This window comes from Streptomyces sp. CC0208 (genome assembly GCF_003443735.1).
Taxonomy (GTDB): Bacteria; Actinomycetota; Actinomycetes; order Streptomycetales; family Streptomycetaceae; genus Streptomyces; species Streptomyces sviceus.
In genome coordinates, this window is record NZ_CP031969.1 from 4,934,373 (window position 1) to 4,947,229 (window position 12,857).

A 12,857-nucleotide genomic window follows, 5' to 3' on the forward strand; every position below is an offset into this window, starting at 1 on the left:
GTGTGTCCTCGAGGCTGCCACCCCGTCATAGTGCCCCGAGAAAGCAGTGAGTAGCGCGGTTACCGCGCGTATGAACGCGTATGAAGTGCCATCGCGGGACCACGGGAGGGCCACTGGAGGCCCCCTGGAGGCAACGAACCCTCACGTCGGTGTAGGCCGAGCGGCGGCGAACAGGTAGCGTGCGTAGCGCGCCGTGGCGAACGCTCTCGGCCGCGCGCCTCTCCGGCATCCCGCAGAATGGATGGAGCAGGTGCGCCCGAGCGCGACCGGGCGCGGACGTCGACGCGGTCCTCCGGTCCGCTCCGTCCGCACCCACCGCCTTCAGGCCGGCGCACCCGAGTGACGGCGTAGGAGAGAAGCGATACCTGTGAGCGCAGCGACAACGCGAAGCCGCACCCCCGACCGCCTGTGCGCCGAGGCCGTCGACCTCGCCCGCACCGCCGCCGAGGAGGCCGCCGCGCCCGGTGTGGTGGGTGAGCACGCGGGCCTGGTCTCCGAGGGAGACCGTGTCGTCACGCACTTCTTCGAGTGCAAGGAGCTCGGGTACCGGGGCTGGCGCTGGGCCGTGACGGTCGCCCGCGCCTCCCGCGCGAAGCTCGTGACGCTGGACGAGGTCGTCCTGCTCCCCGGCCCGGACGCGCTGCTGGCACCGGAGTGGGTGCCGTGGAGCGAACGCCTGCGCCCCGGCGACATGGGCCCCGGCGATCTGCTCCCCACTGACGCCGAGGACCTGCGCCTGGAGCCCGGCTACACCGGCGAGGACGAGCCGCTGCCGAGCGCGCCGGTGTCCGAGGAGATGGCCGAGCTGGTCGAGGCGGAGGACGCGGAGCTCACGGAGGGCGCCGTCTCGAACCTACCGGTGGCCCCGACCCGCGGCTCGATCGCCGCGGTCGCCGAGGAACTGGGCATGCGCCGGGCCCGGGTGCTGTCCCGCTACGGCCTGCATGTCGCCGCCGACCGCTGGGAGGAGTCCTTCGGCGCGAAGACGCCGATGGCCCAGGCGGCCCCGGCGCCCTGCGTCAGCTGCGGCTTCCTGGTCCCGCTGGGCGGCTCGCTCGGCCAGGCCTTCGGCCTGTGCGCGAACGAGTTCGCCCCCGCGGACGGCCGCGTGGTCTCGCTGTCCTACGGCTGCGGGGGCCACTCGGAAGCGGCCGTCATGCCGAAGCCCCCGCAGCCCGCCCCTCCGGTGATCGACGAGACCCGGGTGGACCCGTTCCCGCTGCGACCGGCATCCGACTCGGGGTCGGTGCCGGTGCTGGCGGACGAGGACACGGCGGAACTGGGTCACTCGTAGGAGGAGCGAGGGGTCAGGGGCGCTGGAGCACCCGGTCCACCACGCCGTCGGCGACGATGTACTGCGACTGGTCATAGACCTTGGTCGTCAGTTTCATGGTGGTCCGCTCACGCAACCCCAGGTATTGGTACGTCTTCGCGTCGAAGAGCAGCACCCGCCCGCCCTTCTCCCAGGGGGTGCCGCGCGGGCCGACGTACCGGACACCGATGGCCGTGTGCCCGTTGAACTCGGTCCGGTCCGGCAGCACCTCGACCCCGGGGACGGCGGCCAGCGCCTCGAACGCCGCCGAGCGCAGTCCCTTGGGCAGGACGGAGTCGCGGAGCAGTCCGGCGAGGAAGAACTGGATCTGCGGCCACTCGTCGGCCCTGGTCTTCCGGCCGAAGTCGGGCTTGGTGCCCGCCTCGCGCAGGGTGATCGTCAGCCTGGCCGGATCGAGGGGCAGTTGCTCCAGCTTCGACCACTCGCGCGGCGGCCAGGTGGACTCACCCTTCCGGAACGGCGGCACCCACTGCTTGTAGCCCAGCTCGCTGACGTAGGACTTCTTGGACCCGTCGACCGAGCTCCAGCTCTCGTCGACGTACCTCTTCACGTGACCGCCCGAGACGGGCTTGAGCTCGATGACCTCCTTCGTGTAGATGAACTGGTCGTCGCGCGGGGCGAGCGGCTTCTCGGTCCGCCGTGCCTCGGCCGCCGCCCCCCACAGCACGGTGGTCGCGCTCACCGTCTGGGTGCGGGGCGCGTTCTCCCCGGTGTTCTGGGCGACCACCACGGTCGCGGTGACCGCGGCCGCGGCGGCGCAGGCCACGGCGATCCGCAGCAGCGGACGGCGGCCGAGGGCGCGGCCGGTGGTGGGTGTCGTGGCCGGGGCCCGCATCGCCTGGTACAGGCGGAAGCGGGCGCGGGCGCGGGCGGTGTCCGTGAGAGGGGGCGCGTCCGCGTCCCACTCCCTCAGAAGCTCGATCTCATTCATCGTCGGATTCCTCTCGGAGAGCGGTCGGATCGGATCCGCCCAATGCCTCACGAAGTTTTCTGCGAGCCCGGTGCAGTCGTGACCGGACCGTCCCCACCGGCACGCCGAGGGCGGCCGCGACCTCCTCGTAACCGAGGTCGGCCCAGGCGACCAGCAGCAGCACGTCCCGGTGCCGGGCGGGCAACCGGGCCAGGGCACCGGCGAGTTCGCCGCTGACCGCCTGGGCGCTGACCCGTGCCGCCACCCGGTCCGCGACCGTCTCCTCGGCCGCACCACCGGGGGCCGCCGGAGGCAGCCGGCCGAGCGTCTTCAGCCGCCGGGCCTCGGCCCTGCGGTGACGGCCGATGAGGTTGGTCGCGATACCGAACAGCCAGGGACGGGCGTCGGACGCCTCCGTGCGGTACCGGAAGCGCTGCTGGAACGCGGTGGTGAAGGTCTCCGCCATCACGTCCTCGGCCGCCTCCGCACCCAGCCGGCGCGCCGCGTAGCGGTGCACCGAGTCGGCGTGACGGTCGAAGAGCAAGGCGAACGTCTCGGGCTCGTCCCACGACCGTTCGATCACCGAGGCGTCGCTGTCCTGCCCCACCCTGACGCCTGGTTCGACGGTCATCGGGGCTCCTTTCGTCGCTGTAGCGCTGTGAAGCTCGGGCCTACACCCCGTACTTCGCCGCTCGCGGGAATCCGGTTCCCTTGGGGACGTGGTGTGAGGGCCGCTGGGGCGGCGTTTCCGTCCTCCCTCGTCGCGGTACCTTCATCGTCACGCCGATGAGGAGAGTCAACGTGAGCAAGTTCGTGCGGCCCGCTGCCGAGGGTGCCGACCCGTTCGGGACCGCCCGGCTCCGGCGAGGGGTGCTGGACGCCTGGGCCACCAGCCCCGCCCGGTTCCGGGAGGACGCCAACGCCGAGGAGGACCTCGTCCTCGGCGGGTACCGGGACCGACTCGTCGTCGAGCTCGCGCAGAACGCCGCCGACGCGGCGGCCAGGGCGGGCGTGCCGGGACGGCTCCGGCTCACCCTGCGCGAGGGCGTCCTGTTCGCCGCCAACACCGGTGCCCCGCTGGACGCGGCCGGTGTCGAGTCCCTCTCCACGCTCCGTGCCTCCGCCAAGCGCGACAACGCGGACGGCTCCGTCGGCCGCTTCGGCGTCGGCTTCGCCGCCGTGCTCGCCGTCACCGACGAGCCCGCCGTCGTCGGCCGCCACGGCGGGGTCCGCTGGTCCCTCGCCGAGGCCCGCGACCACGCCGCCGAGACCGCCCGCCACAGCCCCGGCCTCGGCGACGAGATGCGCCGCCGCGACGGCCATGTCCCGCTGCTGCGGCTCCCGTTCGCCGCCGAGGGCACCGCGCCCGACCCCTACGACACCGTCGTCATCCTCCCGCTGCGCGACACCGCCGCCGCCGACCTCGCCGAGCGGCTGCTGAACGCCGTCGACGACGCCCTGCTCCTCGCCCTCCCCGGGCTTGAGGAGGTCGTGATCGAGACCGACACGACCCGCACGATCAGCCGCCGCACCGAGGGCGAGCTCACCGTCGTGGAGGACTCGCGAGACGGTACGACCCGGTGGCGCACCGCGGCCGCGCACGGACAGCTCACCCCCGACCTGCTCGCCGGCCGGCCCGTCGAGGAGCGGCTGCGGCCGCACTGGTCGCTGACCTGGGCCGTGCCCGCCGACCCCGACGGCACCCCGGCCCACCCCCGCACCAGCCCCGTCGTGCACGCCCCGACGCCCAGCGACGAACCGCTCGGCGTGCCCGCGCTGCTCATCGCGTCCTTCCCGCTGGACACCACCCGCCGGCACGCGGCCCCAGGTCCCCTCACCGACTTCCTCGTGCAGCGCGCGGCGGACGTGTACGCCGAACTCCTCGCCGGCTGGCGGCCGGTGAGCGAGGGGATCATCGCGCTGGTGCCCGGCCCGCTGGGCAAGGGCGAGCTGGACGGGACGCTGCGGCAGGCGATTCTGGACCGCCTGCCGCGCGCTGCGTTCCTCCCACCGGCCCTCCCAGCGTTTCTCCCGCCCGCACTCGACCCCGGCGACGACTCGGAACTGCCCGAGGCCCTGCGCCCGCGCGAGGCCGAGGTCGTCGAGGGCGCGGGCGCCGACACCGTACGGGTGCTCGCCGAGGTGCTGCCCACGCTGCTGCCCGCCGGTCTCGAACGCCGGGTGGAACTGCGCACGTTGGGCGTCGCCCGGGTTCCGCTGACCGACGCGATCGACCGGCTGGCGGGTCTGGAGAAGGAACCGGAGTGGTGGCAGCGGCTCTACGACAGCCTCGCGGGCGTCGACCCCGACCGGCTCTCCGGCCTTCCCGTGCCGCTCGCCGACGGACGGACGACCATCGGGCCCCGGCAGGTGCTGCTGCCCACGTCGGACGGCCCCCTGATCGACGCCGAGGTGCTCGCCCGGCTCGGCCTCAAGGTCGCCCACCCGGCCGCCGCCCACCCGCTCCTGGAGAAGCTGGGCGCACTGCCCGCGACTGCGCGCGCGGTGCTCACCACGCCCCAGGTGCGGGCCGCCGTGGCCGCCTCCCTGGACGACGACGGGGGCATGAGCTGGGAGGAGGACACCCCGGACGCCGAGGAGCTGGCGGACACCGTCCTCGCGCTCGTCCGGGACGCGGGCCTGGAGCCCGGCGAGGAGCCGTGGCTGGGCGCGCTCGCCCTGCCCGACGAGGAGGGGGAGCTGGTCCCCGCCGGTGAACTCGTCCTGCCCGGCAGCCCCTTCGCCCAGGTCATGCGCGAGGACGAACTGGCCTTCGTGGACGCCGACCTGGCCGGCAAGTGGGGTGAACAGCCCCTCGCCGCCTGCGGGGTGCTCGCCAACTTCGCCCTGGTCCGCGCCACGGACGTGGTGCTGGACCCGGACGAACTGGAACCCCGCGAGGGCGACTTCGCCGAACCGGACGACGCCGGACTCCTGGATGCCGTGGACGTGTGGTGCGAGGACATCCTCGACCGGTTCCCGGACACCCCGGTACCGCCGGTCGCCACCGAACTGGTCGCCGTACGCGATCTCGACCTGGTCGACGAGGACAAGTGGCCCGAGGCCCTGGCCCTGCTGGCCCAGCCGCCCCTGAGGGACGCGCTCACCCAGCAGGTCCGCATCCTCCTCCCGGACGGCACCCATGAACTCGTACGGCCGTACACCGCCTGGTGGCTGCGCGGGAACCCGGTACTCGACGGCCGACGCCCGGCCGGCCTGCTGGCGGCCGGGGGAGACCCCCTCCTGCGCGGCCTTTACGACGAGGCGGACGCGACCGGCTTCGACGACGAGCAGGTGCTGCGGGCGCTGGGCGTACGGACCTCGGTGGCCGCGCTGCTGGCGGAACCCGGCGGGGCGGCGGAACTGCTGGAGCGCCTCGCCGACCCCGACCGCCCGGTGACGTCGGCCCAACTGCACGCCCTCTACAGCGCGTTGGCCGACCTCGACCCGGAGCAGGTCACCCTGCCCGACGAGCTGCGGGCCGTGACCGACGGCCGGGTGGGGGTCGTGGACGCCGCCGACGCGGTGGTCGTCGACTCCCCGGACCTGCTCCCCTTCACACAGGGCGTCCCCCTGCTGCCGGTCCGCCCGTCCCGGGCCGCCGAACTGGCCGAACTCTTCCAGGTCCGCCGCCTGAGCGAGTCCGTCACCGGTTCCGTCGACTCCGATGGCACCGAGCACGACGTACCGGGGCCGGTCGGGGTGCTGCTGGGCGCCCGTACCCCGTCGACCTACGTCGAGCACGACGAACTCGTCGTCGACGGCGTGGAGATCGACTGGCGCCTGACGCACGACGGCGTCCTGCACGCCTCCACCCTGGAGGGCGTGGCCGCGGGTCTGGCCTGGGCGGCGGGGCAGTGGCCACGGCGCTTCGAGGTGGCGGCCCTGCTGGAGGACCCGACCCGCACGGAGGAACTGGCGCGGGACCGCTGGTTCGACTGAGCGTGGACGAGGAGCTCACTCCGGCCGACTACCTCGACTTCGAGGGCGGCCCGCGCTTCGTGCCGGCCAACCACATCGAGCTGTGGGCCCTGTTCGCCAACTCCCCCTGAGCGACGACGACGACCGGCTGGGGGAGGAACTGCCCCAGCTCGCGCCGGCGCGGTCGTCAAGATTTTCTTACCGGAAGCGCAACCAATCCCCGTACGGGGCCATCTGACCACGCGAGTCACTCGACCACTCGTCTCACGTGGGGAACACATGCGAATTCGTGCCACCGTGGCCGCCGCCTCCGGCGCCCTGGCCCTTACCGCTCTCGCCGTTCCGGCCGCGCAGGCCACTGACGTAGGCATCCACAAGACCACCGCCGCCGAGCGCTTCGGGCACTCCCGGTCGACGATGAGTGCCGCCGCCGACGACGAACTGCCGGTCGTCTCCGACGTGAAGGTCAACGGAGGCAAGGCCATCGTGGCCGGCTACACGGGCAGCAAGACCTACACCGTGTCGCTGACCGCCAGCCACTCCGCCAATATCGAGGACGCGTACGTCGACCTGTGGCACGGCAGGGACCGCGCCCACGTCGACGGTGTGTTCGGGCCGAACGAGGAGGCCGCCACCTGCACCGCGGTCAGCGCCACCACCTCGACCTGCAAGCTGACCATCACGGTCGACGCCGGCCGGTACCTGTACATGAACTCGCTGGCCGGCACCTGGCACGTGACGGCCGGCGCGATCGCCGCCGACGAGGCCGGCAGCATCTACTGGAACGACCTCTACGGCACCCACCGGGTCCAGCGCCTGTCGAAGCTCACCGCCAACGCCGCCCCCGAGCCGGTGAAGAAGGGCAAGACCATCACCGTCACGGGCAAGCTGACCCGGGCCAACTGGGAGACGCGGAAGTACGCGGGCTACTCGACCCAGCCGGTGCAGCTGCAGTTCCGGAAGAAGGACTCCGACACCTACACGACCGTGAAGACCGTCAAGACCAACAACAAGGGGGATCTGAAGACCACGGTCAAGGCCACGGTCGACGGGTTCTTCCGCTGGAGCTTCGCGGGCACCTCCACCACCCCGGCGGTCAACGCCGCGGGTGACTTCATCGACGTCCAGTAGGTCGGGCCGAAGTAAAGCGTTGCGCAAGTGCGGCCCAAATCACGTCCCACGCGTACAACCAGCCCCATGAGTCAGGGATCTAGGAAGTGAGTCATCAGACTCCGACATCCTTCTCTCCTCATGGGGAACGCACATGCGCATACGCGCCCTCGTCCTCGCCGCCTCCGGCGCCGTGGCACTCTCCACCCTCGCCGTGCCGGCCGCCCAGGCCGCCACGGCCGGGCCCGCCGTCACCTTCTCCAACCTGAAGGTCAACAGCGGCAAGGACATCGTGGTCGGCACGACGTCGACGGTCACCGTCTCCGCGACCTACACCGTGACCAAGCCCGCGAACCTGAGCGCGAGCTCCTTCCAGTCCGGGCCCGCCCTGTACCGCGGTACGACGTTCGGCGAGAGCTCCGACGACATGCTCCTCGGTGACGACGCCGGCACCTGCACGGCGTCCTCCTCGACGGTGCTGAAGTGCTCCGCGAAGATCCAGTTCCGCCCGAAGGGCACCGACGGGACCGGCGACCTGATCAGCAGCGAGGCGGGCACCTGGAAGCTGGGCGCCCTCGCGGTCGACGGCGACGGCAATATCACCTGGCAGGGCAACCTCGGCACCACCCACCTCCAGCGCACGGCCACCCTCACCACCGACGCCTCCCCGGAGCCGGTGAAGAAGGGCAAGACCATCACCGTCACGGGCAAGCTGGCCCGCGCCAACTGGGACACCAACAAGTACGCGGGTTACTCGACCCAGCCGGTGAAGCTGCAGTTCCGCAAGAAGGGCAGCAGCACCTACACGACCCTCAAGACGATCAAGACGTCGTCCACGGGCACGCTGAAGACGACGACCACGGCGACGGCCGACGGTTACTACCGCTACAGCTTCGCGGGCACGACGACCACGTCGTCCGTGAGCGCGGCGGGCGACTTCGTCGACGTCCAGTAGAACCCGGCACTAAGCGGAACCGCGGCGGTCGACCCACCTCCACAGGAGTTCGAGGGCGGCCGCCGCCACCACCGAGATGCCGACCGCGATCCACGGCATCGTCAGCCCCACCAGCTTCAGCGCGAAGAAGTCCTGGAGCCAGGGCACGGCCAGGACCAGGACGAACCCGAGGCCCATCGCCGCGACCAGCGCGAGCCGCCACCAGGTGTACGGGCGGGCGATGATCGCCAGCACCCACATCGAGATCAGGAACAGGGTCAGTGTCGCCGCGCTCGTCTCGGCGTCCAACGCGCCCTCGCCCGTGTAGTGGTGACGGGCGATCAGGTAGGTCACGAAGGTCGCGACCGCCGCCACCACTCCGCCCGGGATCGAGTACCGCATCACCCGCCGCACGAAGTGCGGTTGCGCGCGTTCGGTGTTGGGCGCGAGGGCCAGAAAGAAGGCCGGGATACCGATCGTCAGCGTCGACAGCATGGTCAAGTGCCGTGGCAGGAACGGGTATTCGACCTGCCAGCACACCACGAGGACGGCCAGCAGTACCGAGTAGACGGTCTTCACCAGGAACAGGGTCGCGACCCGGGTGATGTTGCCGATGACCCGCCGGCCCTCCGCGACCACGGACGGCAGCGCCGCGAAGCTGTTGTCGAGCAGCACGATCTGCGCGACCGCCCGGGTGGCCTCCGACCCGGAGCCCATCGCCACCCCGATGTCGGCGTCCTTGAGGGCGAGCACGTCGTTGACCCCGTCACCGGTCATCGCGACGGTGTGCCCGCGCGACTGGAGCGCCCCCACCATGTCCCGCTTCTGCTGCGGGGTGACCCGCCCGAACACCGTGCCCTCGTCGAGCTCCTTCGCCATCCCGTCCGGGTCGGCGGGCAGCCTGCGTGCGTCGACCGTGCTGCCGTTCAGTCCCAGCTTGGCCGCCACCGCGCCGACCGACACCGCGTTGTCCCCGGAGATGACCTTGGCGCGGACGTCCTGCTCGGCGAAGTACCGCAGGGTGTCGGCCGCGTCGGGCCGCAGCCGCTGCTCCAGGACGACCAGGGCGGTCGGCCGCGCTCCTTGGGTGACCTCGGGATGGCCGAGGTCCCGGGAAGCCCGGGCCAGCAGCAGCACGCGCAGCCCCTGCTCGTTGAGCCGCCCGGTCTCGGCGAGAGCGGGGTCGTCCGGCGCCAGGAGCACGTCCGGCGCCCCCAGCAGCCACGTACTGGTCTCGCCGCCGCCCTCGCTGAAGGTGGCCCCGCTGTACTTGCGGGCCGAGGAGAAGGGCAGTGACTCGGTGCAGCGCCACTCCTCGGTGTCCGGGTAGGCGTCGATGACCGCCTGGAGGGAGGCGTTCGGCCGCGGGTCCGACTCGCCGAGCGCGCCCAGGACCTTCCGTACGTACGACTCGTCGGCACCCTGCAGCGGCCTGAGCTCGGTGACGTCCATGCCGCCCTCGGTGAGGGTGCCGGTCTTGTCGAGGCAGACCGTGTCGACGCGGGCGAGGCCCTCGATGGCCGGGAGTTCCTGGACGAGGGCCTGTTTCCGGCCAAGCCGGATGACGCCGATGGCGAAGGCGACGGAGGTCAGCAGGACCAGCCCCTCCGGGACCATCGGCACGATCCCGCCGACCGTGCGGGCGATGGAGTCCTTGAGGTCGTTGTCCTTCACGAACAGCTGGCTGACGACCAGGCCGATCGCGGTCGGCACCATCATCCACGTCACGTACTTGAGGATCGTGGAGATGCCGGAGCGCAGTTCGGAGTGAACCAGGGTGAACCGGGAGGCATCCTCGGCGAGCTGGGCCGCGTAGGCCTCGCGGCCCACCTTGGTCGCCCGGAAGGCGCCACCGCCGGCGACCACGAAGCTGCCGGACATCACCTGGTCGCCGGGCCGCTTCACCACCGGGTCGGCCTCGCCGGTCAGCAGCGACTCGTCGATCTCCAGGCCGTCGGCCTCCGCGACCACCCCGTCGACGACGGCCTTGTCGCCGGGCCCGATCTCGATGACGTCGTCCAGGACGATCTCCGAGGTGCTGACCGCGGTCGCGGCCCCGTCCCGCCGTACGGTCGGCCTCGCCTCGCCGATCACCGCGAGCGAGTCGAGGGTCTTCTTCGCCCGCCACTCCTGGATGGTGCCGATCCCGGTGTTGGCGAGGATGACGTATCCGAACAGGCTGTCCTGGAACGGCGCGACGAACAGCATGACCAGCCAGAGCACACCGATGATCGCGTTGAACCGGGTGAAGACGTTCGCCCGGACGATCTCCCCCAGGCTCCGGCTGCTGCGCACCGGCACGTCGTTGACCTGCCCGCGCGTCACCCGCTCGGCGACCTCGGCCGCGGTGAGCCCGCCCGCCGCCGGCGCCCCGAGCCTCGTGGGGTGCACAGGGTCGAGTTCGGCGCCCGCGTCGGTGTGCGTCATGCACTCGACGGTACGTGCGGTTTTGCGGCTTCACCCGCCGAGTGGCCGGAAGTTCCGACCTGGGGAGGAGAGGGGAGCGGGCGAATGATGCCGTGGTACTACGGGGTGCTCGTCACTCGGCAGCAGGGCCGGTGGCGGAATCCGTGCCGTCCGCATTCTTGATCGCCGCGTCCCGCTTGCGCACGTACCAGGTGCCGTACAGCCCGAGCACGCCGCCGGCCAGGCAGGTCCACAGCCACCAGGTGTGGTCGTGGTCCGCGAACCAGCCGTAGAAGGGGAGCTGTGCGAGGAAGAGGACGAACCACAGGATCGTGCCGCCGGTGACCGTGGCGACCACGGGGCCCTCCAGGGGCTCCGGTGCCTCGTGCTTGAAGGATCCCGAAGAGAACACGTCCATGGGGACAGCTTACGAGGCGATCACATCTACGCGCGGAGATGGTCCCATGGACGTTATACGTTCATACTGAAACGGTTTGTGTCTGTCCACTTCTGCTCGTAGGAACATCCAATGCCGACCGCCCTCGACCGCTACTTCAAGATCTCCGAGCGGGGCAGCACCCTGCCGCGCGAGATCCGGGGCGGCTTCGCCACCTTCTTCGCGATGGCCTACATCATCGTGCTGAACCCGATCATCCTCGGCAGCGCCAAGGACATGTACGGCCATCAGCTGGACAACGGCCAGCTGGTCACCGCGACCGCCGTGACCGCGGCCTTCACCACACTCCTCATGGGCGTGGTCGGCAACGTCCCCATCGCGCTGGCCGCGGGACTCGGTGTGAACTCCGTCGTCGCGCTCCAGCTCGCGCCCCGGATGTCCTGGCCGGACGCGATGGGCATGGTCGTCCTGGCGGGCTTCATCGTGATGCTGCTGGTCGCCACCGGTCTGCGCGAGCGCGTGATGAACGCGGTGCCCTTCGGGCTGCGCAAGGCGATCTCCATCGGTATCGGCCTGTTCATCATGCTGATCGGGCTCGTGGACTCCGGCTTCGTCTCCCGCATCCCGGACGTCGCCCAGACCACCGTCCCGCTCCAGCTCGGCGGCGACGGACACCTCAACGGCTGGCCGGTCCTGGTCTTCATCCTGGGCGCCCTGCTGACCCTCGCGCTCATCGTCCGCAAGGTCTCCGGCGCGATCCTGATCTCGATCGTCACGATGACGGTCGTGGCGATGGTCATCGAGGCGGTCGCCAAGGTCCCGTCCTGGGGGCTCACGGCCCCGAAGTGGCCCGGCAACCCGGTCGCCACCCCCGACTTCGGCCTGCTCGGCAAGGTCAGCCTCTTCGGCGGCTTCGACAAGGTCGGCGTACTGACCGGCATCCTCTTCGTCTTCACGGTCCTGCTGTCGTGCTTCTTCGACGCGATGGGCACGATCATGGGCGTCTCCGACGAGGCCAAGCTCACCGACGCCCAGGGTCAGATGCCCGGCATCAACAAGGTGCTCTTCGTCGACGGCCTCGCGGTCGCCGCGGGCGGCGCGAGCTCGTCGTCGGCGACGACGGCCTTCGTGGAGTCCACGGCCGGCGTCGGCGAGGGCGCCCGCACCGGCTTCGCGAACCTGGTCACCGGCGGTCTCTTCACCGTGGCCCTCTTCCTGACGCCCGTCGCCACCATGGTCCCGTCCCAGGCCGCGACCCCCGCGCTGCTCGCGGTGGGCTTCATGATCCTGGCGAACTCGGTCCAGGACATCGACTGGGCCGACTGGACGATCGCGATCCCGGCCTTCATCACCATGGTGATGATGCCGTTCACCTACTCGATCACCAACGGCATCGGCATGGGCTTCATCACCTTCGTGGTGCTGCGCCTGGCGGCCGGCCGTGGCCGGGAGGTCCCGGTTCCGATGTACGTCGTCGCGGCGGTGTTCGGCTTCTACTACCTGATGCCGGCGCTGGGCCTGACGTGACCCGCTCTCACGTGACCCGCTCTCACGTGACCCCGTAGAACTTCTCGGTCTCGTCGACGGCGCTCTGGAACCGCTCGTCGAAGTCGTCTCGGATGAGCGTTCGGATCACATAGTCCTGGACGCTCATCCCCCTTTTGGCCGCATGGTCCCGGAGCCGCTCGAGCAGCTCCCCGTCTATCCGCAGGCTGAGCACGCTGGTCCCCATGAACACGAGGGTCGCTGCCGACGGGGAGCGGCGTTCACGTTCCGCCACCGACTCACTCGTACGGGTGAAGATCGGGTTTCAGTGGCCGGAGTCACGGGAATCCCCGCGCGCGCC

General features: G+C 71.1%; 10 protein-coding genes. 5 read left to right on the top strand and 5 right to left on the bottom strand.

Features of this window, described 5'->3' with window-relative positions:
- Positions 1–367: 367 nt before the first annotated feature.
- A complete protein-coding gene (locus D1369_RS22710; protein WP_007382857.1) occupies positions 368–1,294 on the top strand; it encodes a DUF3027 domain-containing protein in 927 nt (308 codons plus the stop codon).
- A gap of 13 nt (positions 1,295–1,307) precedes the next feature.
- Here the strand turns inward: D1369_RS22710 and D1369_RS22715 are convergent, their stop codons facing one another.
- Positions 1,308–2,264, bottom strand: coding sequence for a CU044_5270 family protein (locus tag D1369_RS22715; protein ID WP_037900541.1), 957 nt, complete (start codon positions 2,262–2,264; stop codon positions 1,308–1,310).
- Entirely contained in the window at positions 2,257–2,874 is a 618-nt protein-coding gene (locus D1369_RS22720) for an RNA polymerase sigma factor (RefSeq protein ID WP_007382855.1), read from the bottom strand. The genes D1369_RS22715 and D1369_RS22720 overlap by 8 nt, the downstream gene beginning before the upstream one ends.
- A gap of 155 nt (positions 2,875–3,029) precedes the next feature.
- Between D1369_RS22720 and D1369_RS22725 the strand changes: the two genes are divergently transcribed.
- From D1369_RS22725 to D1369_RS22735, 3 genes are all read left to right on the top strand, one after another.
- Positions 3,030–6,185 (top strand): molecular chaperone Hsp90, encoded by a 3,156-nt coding sequence (locus tag D1369_RS22725; protein WP_118082587.1) that lies wholly within the window; start codon positions 3,030–3,032, stop codon positions 6,183–6,185.
- Between the two features lie 258 nt (positions 6,186–6,443).
- On the top strand, positions 6,444–7,295 hold the full coding sequence (locus D1369_RS22730; RefSeq protein WP_007382853.1) for a hypothetical protein: 852 nt from the start codon (positions 6,444–6,446) through the stop codon (positions 7,293–7,295).
- A gap of 133 nt (positions 7,296–7,428) precedes the next feature.
- Positions 7,429–8,229: a hypothetical protein gene (locus tag D1369_RS22735; protein WP_007382852.1), complete on the top strand. Its 801-nt coding sequence runs from the start codon at positions 7,429–7,431 to the stop codon at positions 8,227–8,229.
- 9 nt (positions 8,230–8,238) lie between these two features.
- On the opposite strand, the gene D1369_RS22740 is transcribed toward D1369_RS22735, so the two are convergent.
- Together D1369_RS22740 and D1369_RS22745 are read right to left on the bottom strand one after the other, a co-directional pair.
- The gene (locus D1369_RS22740; protein ID WP_007382851.1) at positions 8,239–10,635 is read right to left on the bottom strand and encodes a cation-translocating P-type ATPase; all 2,397 of its coding nucleotides are present in this window, start codon (positions 10,633–10,635) and stop codon (positions 8,239–8,241) included.
- Positions 10,636–10,747: 112 nt separating this feature from the next.
- The gene (locus D1369_RS22745) at positions 10,748–11,032 is read right to left on the bottom strand and encodes a DUF2530 domain-containing protein (protein ID WP_007382850.1); all 285 of its coding nucleotides are present in this window, start codon (positions 11,030–11,032) and stop codon (positions 10,748–10,750) included.
- A 111-nt stretch (positions 11,033–11,143) separates the two neighbouring features.
- Between D1369_RS22745 and D1369_RS22750 the strand changes: the two genes are divergently transcribed.
- Positions 11,144–12,538, top strand: coding sequence for an NCS2 family permease (locus tag D1369_RS22750; protein WP_007382849.1), 1,395 nt, complete (start codon positions 11,144–11,146; stop codon positions 12,536–12,538).
- Positions 12,539–12,560: 22 nt separating this feature from the next.
- On the opposite strand, the gene D1369_RS22755 is transcribed toward D1369_RS22750, so the two are convergent.
- Positions 12,561–12,749, bottom strand: coding sequence for a hypothetical protein (locus tag D1369_RS22755; RefSeq protein ID WP_007382848.1), 189 nt, complete (start codon positions 12,747–12,749; stop codon positions 12,561–12,563).
- Positions 12,750–12,857 lie beyond the last annotated feature (108 nt).